The sequence below is a fragment of the Hydrogenophaga crassostreae genome, assembly GCF_001761385.1.
Classification (GTDB): Bacteria; Pseudomonadota; Gammaproteobacteria; order Burkholderiales; family Burkholderiaceae_C; genus Hydrogenophaga; species Hydrogenophaga crassostreae.
Window position 1 is genome coordinate 2,165,208 of sequence record NZ_CP017476.1, and the last position, 14,837, is coordinate 2,180,044.

The 14,837-nt window shown below is 54.7% G+C and carries 13 protein-coding genes; 6 read left to right on the plus strand and 7 right to left on the minus strand.

All coding sequences use genetic code 11. From position 1 onward, the window contains the following. Positions 1-41 precede the first annotated feature (41 nt). On the plus strand, positions 42-2,369 hold the full coding sequence (locus LPB072_RS10080) for a YecA family protein (protein WP_066088059.1): 2,328 nt from the start codon (positions 42-44) through the stop codon (positions 2,367-2,369). 192 nt (positions 2,370-2,561) lie between these two features. Next, positions 2,562-2,744 carry a hypothetical protein gene (locus LPB072_RS23420; protein ID WP_082876816.1) on the plus strand — a complete coding sequence of 61 codons (183 nt, stop codon included), beginning with the start codon at positions 2,562-2,564 and terminating at the stop codon, positions 2,742-2,744. Positions 2,745-2,815: 71 nt separating this feature from the next. On the opposite strand, the gene LPB072_RS10085 is transcribed toward LPB072_RS23420, so the two are convergent. From LPB072_RS10085 to LPB072_RS10095, 3 genes are all read right to left on the minus strand, one after another. Beyond that, a complete protein-coding gene (locus tag LPB072_RS10085) occupies positions 2,816-3,469 on the minus strand; it encodes a hypothetical protein (RefSeq protein WP_157559274.1) in 654 nt (217 codons plus the stop codon). Positions 3,470-3,720: 251 nt separating this feature from the next. Next, positions 3,721-5,373, minus strand: a complete 1,653-nt coding sequence (locus LPB072_RS10090; RefSeq protein WP_066088054.1) for a recombinase family protein — start codon at positions 5,371-5,373, stop codon at positions 3,721-3,723. Between the two features lie 676 nt (positions 5,374-6,049). Continuing rightward, positions 6,050-6,961, minus strand: coding sequence for a hypothetical protein (locus LPB072_RS10095; protein ID WP_157559275.1), 912 nt, complete (start codon positions 6,959-6,961; stop codon positions 6,050-6,052). A 493-nt stretch (positions 6,962-7,454) separates the two neighbouring features. Here LPB072_RS10095 and LPB072_RS10100 point away from each other — a divergent pair, with 493 nt between their 5' ends. Together LPB072_RS10100 and LPB072_RS10105 are read left to right on the plus strand one after the other, a co-directional pair. Next, complete coding sequence (locus LPB072_RS10100; RefSeq protein ID WP_066088049.1) at positions 7,455-8,102, plus strand: hypothetical protein; 648 nt, start codon at positions 7,455-7,457, stop codon at positions 8,100-8,102. A gap of 94 nt (positions 8,103-8,196) precedes the next feature. Beyond that, positions 8,197-8,793, plus strand: coding sequence for a membrane-bound lytic murein transglycosylase EmtA (locus LPB072_RS10105; protein ID WP_066088045.1), 597 nt, complete (start codon positions 8,197-8,199; stop codon positions 8,791-8,793). Between the two features lie 191 nt (positions 8,794-8,984). Here the strand turns inward: LPB072_RS10105 and LPB072_RS10110 are convergent, their stop codons facing one another. Beyond that, the gene (locus tag LPB072_RS10110) at positions 8,985-9,590 is read right to left on the minus strand and encodes a hypothetical protein (RefSeq protein ID WP_157559276.1); all 606 of its coding nucleotides are present in this window, start codon (positions 9,588-9,590) and stop codon (positions 8,985-8,987) included. Between the two features lie 449 nt (positions 9,591-10,039). On the opposite strand from LPB072_RS10110, the gene LPB072_RS10115 reads away from it, so the two are divergent. Together LPB072_RS10115 and repC are read left to right on the plus strand one after the other, a co-directional pair. Next, positions 10,040-10,996 (plus strand): AAA family ATPase, encoded by a 957-nt coding sequence (locus LPB072_RS10115; protein WP_066088039.1) that lies wholly within the window; start codon positions 10,040-10,042, stop codon positions 10,994-10,996. Beyond that, a complete protein-coding gene (gene repC / locus LPB072_RS10120) occupies positions 10,993-11,985 on the plus strand; it encodes a replication protein C, IncQ-type (protein WP_066088033.1) in 993 nt (330 codons plus the stop codon). The genes LPB072_RS10115 and repC overlap by 4 nt, the downstream gene beginning before the upstream one ends. Before the next feature lie 1,166 nt (positions 11,986-13,151). Here repC and LPB072_RS10130 read toward each other — a convergent pair. The 3 genes from LPB072_RS10130 to LPB072_RS10140 form a co-directional block, all read right to left on the minus strand. Then, positions 13,152-13,622, minus strand: coding sequence for a hypothetical protein (locus tag LPB072_RS10130; protein WP_066088027.1), 471 nt, complete (start codon positions 13,620-13,622; stop codon positions 13,152-13,154). Between the two features lie 75 nt (positions 13,623-13,697). Then, on the minus strand, positions 13,698-14,117 hold the full coding sequence (locus LPB072_RS10135) for a hypothetical protein (protein ID WP_066088025.1): 420 nt from the start codon (positions 14,115-14,117) through the stop codon (positions 13,698-13,700). Positions 14,118-14,215: 98 nt separating this feature from the next. Continuing rightward, positions 14,216-14,728 carry a hypothetical protein gene (locus LPB072_RS10140; RefSeq protein WP_066088022.1) on the minus strand — a complete coding sequence of 171 codons (513 nt, stop codon included), beginning with the start codon at positions 14,726-14,728 and terminating at the stop codon, positions 14,216-14,218. Positions 14,729-14,837: the final 109 nt, after the last annotated feature.

The window sequence follows — 14,837 nt, forward strand, 5'->3', positions numbered from 1 at the left end:
CGGCGGACTCGCCGATTCAGAAACATCAGGCATATGTAGTTATGAACGATAAAAAACGGAAAGAAGCCGCTGCTTCCCTTTTGAAAGACATGGAGGCCACATCCGCCCGCATGCGCGACCTGATCGTCGCTATTCCTCCGCATGATTTGCTTGGCTACATCTACGCACAGCGCTTGATGAAAGCAATGGCAGACCAAAGCGCCGAGGAGCAATGCCAAGCGGACACCCCGGATGACCTGATTAACGAAATTCAGTTCTTGCTGGAATACGTGCACGCAGCTCTCGCGTCAGATGCAGCTCCTGCGGACATGACATTCGACGAAGCCAAGTGCGCAGAGCTATTTGAACTTGGCCGCAAACTGAGAGAGCAGGCTATGTTTTTCGCCATGGCTACGTCTGCTGATACCAAAAATGGAATCTTCGGTCCCGACACCGCCGACATTGAATTTCGCGCGAAATCCATATGGGTCGTGTTGCGCGGGTACCGCTACCAAGTTTTGGAAGGCGAGTTCTACCGCTACGTTCTGGCGCCTCACAACGATGTCCTCAAAGAAGTGTATGGCGTTGGTGCCGCCTTTATCGCGGAAGGCTTCCAGGCCATGGCCGACGCTACGCGTTCTGGGCATGCCGAAGCCACTATGGAGATGATGAAGCAGTTTGAGGCGGCTCAGGCCTTCTCTGTGGCGCAGGACAAGACTCAGGACGAGATTATGGAGGCATGGGTTGCAGCCAATGCGGAACAGGCAAAAGCCGCCGGACTGGCGATGGATGACATGTTTAGGGGCGGTATCGCCAACGTGAGCCGTCACACAAAGCTACCACCGACGCTGCTAGCTGACTTGGCCTACCAGCGAGGAGAAGAAACCGAGTTCTTCGCTACGGGCGATTTTGCGGGTACACCCTACCGAACACTCCCGGCCCGGAAGAAACCCCTAATCCAGCTTGGTTCAGATTACTACGCCGTCGATCCGTGTTTCGCCCGCGATGCGGGGTATCGTGCTCTTCTCTACAACTTGCTTCAGCGGAAACCGGACTACAAGAAGGCCTTTGAAGATCGTCAGAAGACGATGAGCGAAGCTGCCTTCGCCGACATTTTGGCCGCTCAACTTCCCGGTGCCACCGTTCTCCAGGAGATCTACTACAAAGACCCTACCAGTAAACAATGGTCCGAAAATGACACACTCATCCTGATTGATGACGTGCTGTTTTTGGTTGAGGCTAAGGCCGGTGCGGCCGCCACCATAGCATCGCCAGCGCTTGATTTCGGCCGCCACGCCCAATCCGTTCAGGACCTGGTGCTTAAAGCGTACAAGCAGTGTGAGCGCTTTTTCAATTACTTGAATTCGGCGGATGAAGTGTGCCTCTACCGCCTGGTGGGCGGCAAATTCGAAGAGTGCGGCCGTGTCCGCCGCTCAGACTATCGTCTGATGGTGCCGATTGGGCTGACGGTTGAGTCATTCTCGCCCTTTTCAGCGTACTGCAAGGAACTGCCGCAGGTTGAGCCGCTACTTGGAAGACATGCCTTCGTTTCGCTGTCCATTGATGACCTGTTTGTACTCAAGCGGATCTTACCCACACCCGGTGAGTTCGCCCATTACATGGAGGTACGGCAGGCCGTCGCGGGGATGCGTAAGGCTCATCTCTTCGACGAGTTAGATCACTTGGGCGCGTACCTGAAAAAGAACCGTTTCGATCAGGAGATTGCCGAGCAGCTGAAGGGCGACAAGTTGAACATGCTTATCTGGGATGGCATGAGCGACATCGTTGACAAGGCCTTCGAGGGTGAAGACTGGGAGACCAGGCCGTTTCCGACTCAGAACTTCCCTGAAGAGCTTCAGAAGTTGCTTGATGCTCTTGACGTAACCCGAGCGCATGGTTGGCTTTCGGCGGAGGGCCAGATCCGTGACTTGGGAGAGGATGGCCGGAAGAATCTGGCCAAGATGCTCTTCGACCTTCGCCAAACCCTTAACCAATATCCCGCCCGTTACTTTGTTCTGGCTGGGGACGGAAAGCCGCTCTTTGTCTGGCTGCAACAACACGGCCAGCAAATTGACTGGTCAAAGGTGAATGAAAAGGCCAGTGCAGCTTCGTTAGCCGTTGAGGGTTCTCATATGGTGGGCGTCGTTGCAGCAGTTAGTTCTGACGGAACCTATCACCAGGCGCAATCGTTCTCGGTTCGCGTACCAACAGAGCGAACGGAAGAAAACAGCTCAATCTACGAAGACGCCGCCCGAATGGCTCACCCAACGCGGGCAGTGAATCTCAAGCAACCGGAAAACGCCCCCCTTGGGAAGATCAAAAAGCTGGGCCGAAATGATCCGTGTCCGTGCGGTAGTGGTGCAAAATTCAAAAGGTGTCATGGCCGTTAGAAGCGCGCCGAAACTATCCAGTAGCGAGTCGCGACGAATTTCTCATGTGGGTCGCGAAGAGCCGGTCGCCTTGGCGGGTAGGACTCGCACGGCACCTCCTGCGACCCATCGCTGTTGAGTGGCCGCTGCCAAAGGTACAGCGGTCGGCCGCCTCGCAGGATGACGAATGGCAGGTTCTGGCGGCGGCTGTTATTGGGCCGCCAAACCTGGCCGGCTGCAGTCAGCCTTTCCCGGACACTGGAGGCAATCAGCCGGGTGCTGGCCGACCCGGGTTCTGATGTGCCAGAGCTGATCCGAGGCACCGTCCGCTTGCTGGTGGAAGAGGTGCGTTTGCTGGAGGCTCGCATTGCGCAGTTGGAGCGAGAGCTGGCTTAACGATAGGCGTCGATGTGATCGGAAGGCAATGGGCCGCTGCAGTTCTGCAGCGGCCCATGAATCAAGACTTCTCAGTGAAAGAACTGCGTGTGCGGGGCTTCTTCTGCGAGGGCGACAAGCTGCCCAAGCTCGTCGGAGCAGACGAGGCTTAAGGATACCTTTTCAACTGATGGTGTTTCCTTTTTAAGGTTGTCGTCGCAGAGCAATGCGAGACACAGCAGACTGATGTCCATGACGAAGTTCTGTATGTTGTCGACTGTGCCTGGAACGACTGAATCCAGGGCCGCTGGGTCAGTGAAAGCGATGAGGGCTCGGCTGCTTTGTTCTTGTGCCATGGAAATCGCCAGTGCATCGGCCTTGGCTGCCATCAATATCGCTTGTGTCGACTCACCGACCAGCGGCACTACAAAATGATGCAACCATTTCCCACAGCGAATGCTTATTCGAAGCACTTTCTGTCCGCCCAGTAGCTGCACCACTTTCGTGCTGGACTCAAGGTGTGCGCCTGCGGCAACTGCTTTGAGCCAGTCGTCTTGCGAATCTCCGCAGAGCGTCCAACGATTCAGCTCTGGGCGAAACGTGCCTTGGCGGGAGGTCACTTCGACAACCTCAGTTGGCGACATCAATCGCCCCGGTCGAAGTAACCCTTGTGCAATGGCCACATTGATGAGTGGGAACAACTTGCCTGCGACTAGCGCCTGCTCTATGGATTCTTTTGTAAACATGGGGTCCTCGGTAAACCGCACACAACGCGTGTGCGTGCTGCGTATAGGCACCTTCCAACAGCTCGGTCTCTGCTGGGTTTGCTTCGACGCGCTCGAGCTCGCTAAAGGCGCTGTGGTTTGCAACACCTCTTTCATCTCGTTCTGGGACCACAACGAGATGAAAATGTGGTCGCTCCTGATCAGGAGGTGACAGAAGTGTTGGGAGAATAAAAAAAGGGGGCTTACGCCCCCTTTTGAATCAACTTTCTTCGTCATGTCAGTACCTTGGATTGAACCAACCAAACTGCTGGCCTTTTCGCACCAATGGTTGAGGTCACCTCGAAAACGACTGGAGTGTCGTCCAGCACCGTCGTCGATGTCACCTCCGCCAAGTAGTTTCCTGGCCGCAGTGCAATGTGAAACACACTTTGCCCTTTCTTTGGTCGGGCTACGAGCTCAAAGGACGCCAGCAACCGACCGAGTACTGCGCGTACTTGATACGCAGGCATGCCCCCATTCAAAACCGCGCGCAAAGTCGTCAGGGCGTCTACATCAAGCTGGTTTTGCAAGGTCTCTTCGGTGATACCGTGGCGTCCCTTTTCGAGTGCCTCCATTCGAATTTTCAACATCCGCAGTGTGTCGTTGATGCCGACCAGCTCGGGCTCAAAGTCCGCAGGGTCTAAGTCGGGGCGCATCAGCAGGGCTTTCACCCGCGCTTTTCGTTGACCCAGCGTTGCCACTTCCTGCCGCAAACCTTGCAGCTCGGCTTTGGGGCCTTGCAAAAGCCTGGCACGCAAACGTTCATGGAACTGTTTTTGTACTTCGCCCGTGAAAACTTGCGTAAGCACCTCCGTCAACGCGTGCATGGCTGCGTTGACCGAGCTGTACCCAATCCATGTGGCCTTTGCTCCCACGCGGACTAGGGTGTCGCATTGTGGGCAATAGAGCGTGCGACTCACCCTGGATCCAGTAACCGAGAGCTTTGCGTGGCAGTCCCCGCACCGCACCAACCCTGAGAGTAGGTGTTTCCCACCCCCACGAATCGGGGCAGTGCTGCTGTCTGACGGGTTACAAGCCCACCACAATTCGTCACTGACGATGCGACACTCAGGACGCTCGAACGGGATTGTCACCACGGCCTTGCCAGTCTTTCGAGCCTTGGCCTCGGTGAAAGAGCTTCCGTTCCAGATAAAAACGCCACGATAAATCGTATTGTTTAGAAGCCGATGGAGGGTGGCCGGCAGCCAGGTTGGTTTTCCCTTGCATCTGGTGGCCATCGGTACAGGTACGCCTCGCTCTTGCAAAGCGCGGGCCATGTCAAAGCCGCTCTTTCCCATGCGTCGCCAATTGAAAATTTCGCGAACGATGGCCGCTTTTTCTTCGTCGATGACCCACCGCGTTCCAATGTGTTCACCCCGGGCGTCAAGGTCCTTTACTCGTCTGTATCCGTAGGGTGCTTGCGCAATTTGGTAACCGCGCTCAAGTTGCCCGAGCATGCCGCGGGTCGCACGGTGTGCCAAACCTTCCACCTCCAAACGCGACATCAAAATGTTCACCATGAACGGCGCTTGCCACCCCTTTTGCCGGGTATCAAGCCCTGAAGCCGCAATGATTTGAAGCCCGACGTTTTCGACGTAGCGCATCAGGCGGCCACTCTCCTCTACATCACGGGTCAACCGTGACAACTCATCGACGACAACAATGCGGATTTCCCCGGCGTCAATCCCGTCAATCAGTCTCTGATAACTCGGTCGCTTGTGGCGTCCCTTTGCCGAACCGCTGACCGCATCGTCAGAGAAGACGAGGGTCGGTTCAATCTCGAGACCTTCCCGTTTTGCGACCTCGTGGCAGCGGCGGATTTGGTCGTCGATGCTGGTGGCGCGTTGCTCGTCTGTTGAGTAGCGGGCATATGCTGCTGTTCGCATGAGTGTGATTCCCTTTTCTTTTCGGATGGGTGCATGTGTTGAATGGCGTGCTCGACCATGAGGTCAAGCAACTCATTGAGATTTGTTATGGGGGTTTTCCTATTGCTCACTGGTTTCCTCTGCGCAGCAAATGCGCTTGTGTGATCTGATGCTGGGTGTCCTTGTGCATCCCCCGGAAAACAAGTCCGGTGTGCACTTTGTGTAGACACCAGCCTCACACCACCCCTGGGAGGTGAGCGACAGACGCCAGACCAGCCTGATCTCGAAAGAGGTTTGAAGACCCAGCAGGAAGAGGCGTGATCAACCGGGTAGCAATGTCATTGCGCAGCCAAGCCGGCAGAGGACGCACGGGTTGGATGCCGAAACCTCGCCGGACATGAGCGTTGATCGATTGGCCTCGAAATGCGCTTTTCTGAGAGAGGAATGAGCCACCCAGCTGATCGGCCATTTGGTGGGCATGGCTGGAACGAGCTGGAGCCTGTCTGTAAAAGCCTTGCCCGGAGAGCTGATTGGACGGTCCGTTCATCCGGCCGGGCTGTCCAGAACTCGGGAGACTGTTTGAGTGCTCTCGTGCCAAATTTGCCCTAAGAGGCGCTGACGCTCTGCCGGCGGCGCTTGGATCCAACAGGTTGGCTGCTACCAAGATGCTTACCCGGCACGAGAGACGTGTAGAGGCTTAAAGGGTGTCCAGCTTGAGCGACTTTCGGTGGCGCCGCACAGCATGGAGGACGGTGCGGCGAACCTCGATGAGGGGACGGATTCGGAAGCCCTCGAGAATCCGAGAAAGGCTAGTGCTCAATTCGGACAGGTCGATGGCAACGGCCTGGCACCACGATTTGATGCCATATTCGCAGGCGCCAACCTCGCGAGCATCGTCGGCCCAAACTTCTACCTCGCCAAAAGCCGCATACCGCTGGACAAATGCGTCCACGCTGATGCTGTAAGCGTCAGTTCGTACGCGGGCTGGTGATGCCGCACGTTTCTGCTTGAGCATGATGCCTTTGATGGCGTTCTCTGCGTCGTCAGCATGAAAGCTCTCGTGACCCAGGCAAGCAATGACGCCCCGGTGCACTTTGACCCGGAAGCCCCGACTTTGTGAGACCCAGAATGCCTGGAATAGCTCGATTTCGCCATGCGCCACTAACGGCTGAAGGTCCAGCGTCAGCATGCCGCCAGCGGTGGCCAGTCCGCGACCGAGGACTCGAATGCGCCAGTCCCTTGGCACTGTGATGTGGTGGTGGTCCTCGTTTGCACTCCAGCCTTTAAATGAGCCACCGTACGTTGTGCGGTTGCTGCTCATTAGCACTTTGTAGTCGACAGAGGCTGGGTCGTCGGTCAATGTGACACGCACAGATGAACCACCGGCCGCGCCATGGCGAAAGCATGATTTGGCAGCCTGCTCAACAGCCGTCTTCTTCGCAGCTTCCAGCCGGCTTTGAAGTGAACCGATGGGAAGCAGGACAGGCTTCTGCTTGGATTGGGCAGTGACAGGCGAGGGCAGGTGGCCCAGTCGTTCCCGGATACGCGAGGTTGGGCGGGTGAGGCGCGCACTTCGGATATGAGCAATCTGGGCGATGAGCGCCTCCACACCCGCCATGCCGCCCGAAAACTGGTTGTGTCGCAGTGCCAGCCGGGCGTGTTTCTTTGTTTGCAGGTCGCGGTGCGCCGCAGCGAGTGCGCTGAGCTGATGGTCAGTCGGTGAGCGACGAAACTGGCCGGAAACATCGGGGGAAACGGCGGAGACTTGAATGAAACGCATGGGAACCTTTTTGAACGAGCCAGCGGATTACTGACAAGTCGTTTAGGTCCAGGTTTTATTAACTACCAATTTATTCCTCTGGGGTACGGAGACGCTGTTCCTGCCGGTGGCTGCCGCCCGAACATCAGCACGATCATGACCCTGCTTCAGGTATTGACCTGGTCGTTCGTCGCACCCGTATTTCTTACGGTGGGTCCGCCTTCTTCAACGCAACCGAAATGTGAGGAAACAGATTTTGTGTCCGCTGCGTGGACGCGGCGGTTGCTGCAAAGGTGGTCGCTATACGAAGTGCGTCGAAGTGACGTATTTCAAGGAACCCATCATGAACATCGAGAGCAAAAGCCACAGCGTGCCATTGAGCACATTCAACATTGAGATTCATCAGGGGCAATTGATGGCCCCAGAGGACGCGCTCGACATCGTGTCTGAAGAACGCATGCGTCAGCATGTGATTGACGAGCAGCCCTGGTTCCTTTTCGGTGAATCTCCGCAAGGAATGCGCCAGAAAATCGCGGAGGATGTTCCAACCGTCATTCACATCTGGGTGCGGGGTGACAAGGTGGCACGCTACCTTGTGATTGCACATCAGACCGACGGCTTGCAACATCGCTTCGTTTTGCCGCTCTACGAGCCGAAAGTAAAGAGCTTCGTAGCGTCTTCCTTGTTACAGCCTTGCTGGTTTTCGCTAGGGGACTCTGGCGACACGGAAAGTGTTGTGTTGCCTTTGCAACTGCCTCGAACGCTTTGTATCGAGTTGATGACCAAGCTGCAAAACCTGTCGGACGAGGAACGCAAAGTGGCCCTGATTGCCTTGCGTCCCGACATCCGGCGGTTCGCGGAAATCGGAGCTTTCCCGAGCTTGACCGAAGGTGTCGACCTTGAGCAAGTATCCGTTTCTTACGTCCCACCGATGGAGGCCCTCGCGCTGGAATTGGGTGACTTGCTTGGGGCGACCATGGTCAAGCATTGAAGTCAGATGGTCTTTTCGGTTGCCATTCGGCCTGTTGAGACCTCGGTTGCTATACCAAATGTGAGCCGGTGCTCGCGATCTAAAAAGGAACAACATGAAGACGAACTTCAAGAATCAAAATGGTTGCGTGCAGCAACACGAGCAAGGAGCCCTGCCGAAACCTGAAGGCAAAGAGAACCGTGTGTCACGGCTGTACGCTGGGCGGGGAGGTCCCTTGCTGGCGTGGCTCGTTGATGAGGCGCGCATACGAGACATTGGAATGCAGAATCTCGCCCGACAGCTGGGTGTCAGCTACGGTTACATCGCGCAATTGCGCAGTGGACATCGAGAAGTGACGCACATCAGTCAAGGTTTTGCCGAGGCTTGCGGGCGGTTTTTGGGGGTGCCCACCATCATGGTGAAAGTACTTGCCGGTGCGATTTCCATCCGGGATTTTGCCTTCCCCAACGAGCCTGAAGAGGTCTTCGTGGAGCGGGCCTATCGGCGGATGCTGCTGGACCCCAAAGCGAAAGAGTTTTTTCCGAGGGACCCTGGGATGTTGAGTGTTGAGGCGAAGACTGCACTTTTGCGACTGTACGCTGAGAGCAGTGGAAACGATGTTTTCGGGTGGCGTGAACTGCCTGAGATGGTGCGCTGGCTTCAGCGTGCCACGATGGTCCACATCGATAGTGAGCTGGCGGTGCTGCCTTGAAGCGCTACAGCCGTCGGACAGGAACTATGGGTATCTGATTGAGGGCGGGTCTTGGACCCGCCCCATTTTTCTTCTTGGCGTTGCTTGTCACTCATCCCTACGTCGCAGAGGGAAACCGCTTGAGTCACCGAAGATCAGACGCGTCAGGTACCCGTTCAAAACTGACGAAGGGTGCCTGGAAAGTTCCTGCTTTAGCTCGTGCAGGCTTCGCGCTTGAAGCTCAGCATTGCCAAATGGATAACTTTTGGGTCGGGTACGTCGACGAGGCCTTCATGCTCCTTTAGCTCATCCTCACTCCAGATGCGCCAAGGGTTGTAGTTTGGTCCACTACCGCAGGTTGCCCCTTGCAGTCCGTAAACAAATGCCTCGGCTTCTTCTGCGCCGAGGTGGTGTTCGCATTTGTAGGCGGTGAGCTCGTTCAGAAAGACAACGGTGTATCCGAGAGACCTTCCGAAGTCGACCAAGTCGGCATTCCGGAGCCATTCATCGAATAGAACCTCGGTACCCTCAGGCGTTTCCCAGCAAAGCATTGTGCGCGATTTCAGGAGGTCGGCTGAAAACGTGTTCTTGACATAGGGCTCCCGTTGGGCCAGCTGGTTCAGCGTGTTGGCCCCAACCCCCGGCAACCAAATGAGCAATAAGTTCCATGCCTTTGGCTCGGTGTCCTGCACAACTGTGCATGCCGGCACAGGCCAACTCATCAAGCTTTCCAGCAATTCCTTTGGGAGCATGTCAGGTCCGCAATGTGCCGGCAGGGCTGATGTTTCGTTGTGATGTACGTGGATGGGGTAGGTCATAAAGACTCCGATATGTTGATGATGAGTCGTTTAAGGAGTGGTTTTATTCACCGTAAGAAAATCTGTAAAAGGTTGCTCCATCGCGGATGGCCGAACCTAAAAATTGTGTGAAAAGGTGCGGTGCAGGGTGTTTTTTTGGCGAGGGATAAATTGCGGCTGCTAGACAGATTGCTGCAGGTGATCCGTGTCTGCGGCGGCAAGCGGCTGGATTCGGCTACTTGTCTGCGCAACCCATCTCAAATCACCCATGCACCTGTTCCAACCGTTTCTGTGGGTCACTCTGACCCATCACTTGGGCCTCTGCCCTGAAGTCGTCCTTGATGACCCGGCTGTTCGCCGCTCAGTCGCCCTCGATGGCGTCCTGCATCGAAATGCAAGACAAGTTGCGCATTCAGCGCTAACTGCGCACACAAGCTTGGTGGTCCGTGCTTCCAGCGAGGAGGCGTGTCATGGCTGAGGCAGTGGCGAGAAGCGCACTCGGTCGCCGACTTGACATCAAATTTCTGCTGAAGAATCCAGCCCCGGCCATCGACTTTGTTTTGCCTGGATTGCCCGCCGGAGTTGTGGGCTTGCTGGTCAGCCCTGGGGGTATGGGTAAAACGATGCTGGAGTTGCAGTTGGGCATTCTTTTGGCGACGGGCCTGATGGCTCGGGACCCATTGTTCGGAACCACGCCAGACTTCGTGGCCGTCGATACCCCGCAAAGGGTTCTGATGGTGGCTGCGGAAGAACCAGTAGAAGTGCTTTGGGCGCGTCTCCACGCCATTGTTCGCTCTTTGAACCTCAGGGATGTGCTCCCTGATGGGCTGTCGTGGGGCGAGTTTCTCGACCGTTTGCACGACAACTTTATTCTGTATTCCCTTGGGGGCGCCAGACGGCTGACCCTGTTGTCCCCTGAGCTCGAGGCAACAGAACATGCGCAAGAACTCAGCGAGCAAGCCATCGGGGCAAGGCTTGTCATCGTTGACCCGTTGCGCCAGGTGCATCTCGCGGACGAGAATCCTTCAGGCCCGATGTCCGCGTTGGTATCCGTTTTCAAAAAAATGGCGCAGGAGTCAGGAGCTGCTGTGCTGTTGGCGCATCACAGCAGCAGAGCGGCATCGGTGCAAGGTTTTGGGGAGGAGGCCGATGCCTTGCGCGGATCTACCGCGCTCAAAGATGACACGCGTTGGCAAGCCAACCTCGCAAAGCCCTCTAAAGAGCTGCTAAGGCAGTTTGGTCAAGCGAACAACGCTGGCGCCGACTTTGTCGCGTTGGCCGACGCAAAACGCAACTATGGGCCGAAACGGCCAACTGTTTTGTTGCAACGCACGGCAGGTGGCGTCCTCGTCCCTGTTTCAATGCCTCAAGATGCAGAGCAGGGCGCGTTGTCGAGAAAGCGGACGACCCCAAGGAGCAAAGCATGACGACGGTCTCTCTGCACCGACGGCCTGTGAGACTGTTCCCGCCCGTGGGTTTGAGCCTGCTTTTCCGACCCTTGCCCAAGGGCGCCAGCAGACCCACGCTGGACGTGCGCTATGAGCTGAGTTCCGACCATTGGTTGCGGTTCAGCGCCAGGGAGTCGCTCGGTGTTCCTGAGCAGACGTTGCTGCTTGCCGTGCTGGAACTCGCAGGCGAGCACTATGTGCAAGAGGGCGATGGCGCCACGCTTACGCGGAATGATGCCCGTGCTATGCCCAGTCGGCTTTGGGGGACGCTATATCCCGATGGAGGTACCGGTCTCCCCGATACCCTCATGGTGAGCACCACTTGGGACGAGCTCAATCATCGATGCGGAGCTGCAAATGGTGGGTCGATGATTGCCTCTCGACGGGCAAGCTTGCGGCGGCTCTGCGAGGTGGTGGTGTGGGAGGAACATGCTCAACACAAAAGCGTTCGCCAGGCGTTTCTCATGGTGTGGCTCGAAGGCGATGACAGACGCATCCATCTGGCGGTCAACCATATGCTGGCGGCCTCATTTTTCGGCGGGCAGTATGCGAAATTGTGGATGGTCGAGCGCCTCCAGTTAGGCAGTGATCTGGCCATGCATGTGCATGCCTTTCTATCCACGTGGGTGCGTCAAGGCGGCCCACGGTTCAGCATTTTGTTGAGTACGTTGGCAGCCCGTGTATGGCCCGACAACCATGACACTGCGCCTGCAGGAACCATCCGCCGTCGGCGCTTGGAGCTTCAAATTGCCGTTGACGCGATTGGCAGACTCAGCCACTGGTCCATTGAGTGGTCGGGCCAGCGGACAAAGTTGACTGTTGATAGGGCTGCATCGGGCAGCGTTCGCGATACGACGTCAAGTGATTCTGTGGTCGGTGACTCGTCACATCGCGAACAGGTACAAGGCCCAAGCACCAGCGCAGACAACGACTTGTCGCGAAATGACGTTTCCGTACTATTCAATTAGAAAAAGTGCCGGGTTGACCAGGCGGCGCGTTTGCACACGCGCCACTGTCTGGTCAGTTGAAGTGCCTGCCCCACCCAGGAACGTGCAGGGAATGACTGTGTCAGTCCGTTGCCCAGAGATGGGCGAAGACCGAACCCGTGGCAGGCTTGCTCTGTGGGGCTTCCTTTTTCGGTGGCCGACAGCGCAAGCGGCATGAATACGGGGACTGTGCAAAGGACAAGAGAGAAACAGCTCCCCGCAGGTATGACCGTTTGCTAGGGCAGTATCCGCCCCTGTGAACGAAGGCAGCATATGCGTGCTCTCTGAAAATGAGAGGCTCATCCGAAGGAGGGCGCTACCTGCCGGCTGCCCATCAAAATATCATCTTCCTTGAAGGATCTCCCAGGCTTGTAGCGGGCGCATTCTGGCCTTCGTGCCCAGTTCCCGGGAGTCGGCAGTCCTTCTCGAACTTGAGACGGAGGTCTCCATGAGTGGCAACGCCAATGGAAGGGCGGGCATGCGTTTGAAATACTTGTTGAAGCTTTTACACAGCAGTCACCCATTGGGAAAGGCGTCGTTCAAACACAACTGGTGCGTAGACTGCCATTGTGGAGATGCGCCACCAACCCATACTGGATCCGTGGTGTCGTAAAACTATCAATCACGTAGCCAAAACCTAAGCAGATCTCCCCTCGGCTGATTCATTGCCAGACACAACCAGATTTCATTGGTTTGGATGTACTCGTTAGCGCTTATCCTGGGCTGAGTCGCCACTTCCGCTCCGAATAGGTACCTCAGGCGATTCGATGTAACGGCAGCATGTCTGCTACCTCTTGCCTGAGGATGGTGGCGAACGCTGGTGTGCAAAAGCAACTGTTTTGTTTGAATAGGCATGGTGCCCAGCGGTTGCTGCATGTCTCGCTCAGGTCGACCGATTCGACCTTGGCAAGCGTGGACTCTCGGGATCCGTATACGCGGTCTTCAACTATGTATGCTTCAACAACCCCAGCAGACGTAAACCGTCTTGGGTGATCTGGGGCTGTTTTTGCTTGAGGTGCGCCGGGCATATGCGCCCGAGTTTCGCTTTACGTTATGGGTTCGTCGTTTTCACCAATCACCCTGATTTTAAAGTGGCTGGGCGCGGCAAATAAATATCCTGAGCGCTCTTCAGTCTGTCTGGAATTTTCTCAAAATTCGCTTATATTTTTATGACGCAAAAAGGCAAACTTGCGGTGCATTTCGTGGCAAACCTCTTCAAATAGAATAGGATTCTTTCGCTCTAGTTTTACGAAAAATTTGTCACTGTTGATGATTTCCAATATCAAAAAGCTTTCTTCGCTTTTGTTGAGCCTTAGGATTTGGTCAATATTAACAGTCGAATCTACGTAATTTCGAAATAATTTAGCCGCCAAAGGTTCGGCTTCACGGCGCCTATCTATCCAAAAACCGATGCCGCGCAAAAGTTCGGAATCTGGAACGTATTCCTTCTCAATGGCTTGTTTTAGGTATCCAAGGGCTGAGTACGTACGCACCTGTTCACTGCTGATGTCAGTCCACGAATAGTCATGATAATGGTGCATTTCAAAGTCGAGAACGGCGAATTTCCCCAGTTGGTAGTTAAGGTCGACTTCGTAATATTTACCGGTGTGTTTTTTCATATAGTTCAATGCCTGGTGGCTTCGTTGGATCAGAGTGCGTGTGCAAATTTCTATGTCGACACACGTAACTAATGTTTATGAAAATCCTATCGCAGTAAAATCTTGGCCGTCAAATGTAAAGGATGTGATGTAGCCATTTTTAATACAATCTATTTCGTATTCATCAAAGTTGATAAACATTCTCAGGTGCATTGGAACCTGAGGCATGAAATGATGGTGAAAAAAATCAAAAGATGCGACTGCGACAGGTACACCTCTCACTTCGATGGTCGTGAACAGTTCTGACACGGTGTGCAAGGAGTAGTCGCAAACAATATGTAAGTAGTAGAGTTTTGCCCATTCCTCGGGACCCCAGTCTTCGAGGTGTTCTTCCCAGCAGAAATCAGCGCCCATCGGCGGCAGAGCAGCCAGTAGAGTTGAGTAGCTTCCCTTGATGGGGAAGTTCTTAGGTGCTTCGGTGTGGCAGTCAGCAATCTGAAAATTGAAATGGTTCAAAGCAGTATCCTTTTTGATGGAAAATTTTGCATTCGATATGAAAATTCGTATGCACGGATCTAGGGTGTGAAATCGGTTTTCTCGTCCTGAGCATCAATTCATGAAAAAGGACTTCCATGAGATATTGCCTCTGCCCTCCAGTCGTATCCACTTTCTTTGTTGTAGGCCGTTATCATTAATTCAATCTCAATTGTTATTTCGCTTTTATCCTGATGTGTGATGTCGATATTGGCCTCGATGTCAAAGTATTCATCTGAATCCAGTTCTTCGAATTTCAATTCATCTCTTAGCTCTTCAAGTTTGGTGGTTGTCATGCGATAGCGGTAGAGCAATGCTTGAAAATCTTCCGGTGATGGAGCGTCGCTGCGAAGCCCTTCAAAAATCTGCATTGGTCCAATGTGGTCGCCTGCCGCCATTGCATTGAGCTGCTGTTTTGATTCTTCGTCGAGTTCTCTTGCCTCGACGTAGATGAAACTATCATCATCTGTGGATATTTCATTTTTGCAGTACATCTTTTCTGACGTGTAGCTGTAGTGGAGGTGATTTCGCTCTCCGAAGGAGAATGGTTGAAAATGGCAAGCCTTGGAAAGGTGGTTATATTTTTTTGACATGAGTGGTATGGTTTTCTGAATAAGAACGCTAGTGGCGATTGTTTGTCTAGAGTCAGGTTTTATCCTGATCCATGTTTTTTTGGCCGAGGCGGTGCGCGAGCGGATAAGC

Coding starts and splice junctions, on each gene's coding strand:
- repC (WP_066088033.1), top strand. CDS start 10,993: ATGACGACGGTCTCTCTGCACCGACGGCCTGTGAGACTGTTCCCGCCC.
- LPB072_RS10110 (WP_157559276.1), bottom strand. CDS start 9,590: ATGACCTACCCCATCCACGTACATCACAACGAAACATCAGCCCTGCCG.
- LPB072_RS10080 (WP_066088059.1), top strand. CDS start 42: ATGAACGATAAAAAACGGAAAGAAGCCGCTGCTTCCCTTTTGAAAGAC.
- LPB072_RS10105 (WP_066088045.1), top strand. CDS start 8,197: ATGAAGACGAACTTCAAGAATCAAAATGGTTGCGTGCAGCAACACGAG.
- LPB072_RS10130 (WP_066088027.1), bottom strand. CDS start 13,622: ATGAAAAAACACACCGGTAAATATTACGAAGTCGACCTTAACTACCAA.
- LPB072_RS10115 (WP_066088039.1), top strand. CDS start 10,040: ATGGCTGAGGCAGTGGCGAGAAGCGCACTCGGTCGCCGACTTGACATC.
- LPB072_RS10140 (WP_066088022.1), bottom strand. CDS start 14,728: ATGTCAAAAAAATATAACCACCTTTCCAAGGCTTGCCATTTTCAACCA.
- LPB072_RS10090 (WP_066088054.1), bottom strand. CDS start 5,373: ATGCGAACAGCAGCATATGCCCGCTACTCAACAGACGAGCAACGCGCC.
- LPB072_RS10085 (WP_157559274.1), bottom strand. CDS start 3,469: ATGTTTACAAAAGAATCCATAGAGCAGGCGCTAGTCGCAGGCAAGTTG.
- LPB072_RS10100 (WP_066088049.1), top strand. CDS start 7,455: ATGAACATCGAGAGCAAAAGCCACAGCGTGCCATTGAGCACATTCAAC.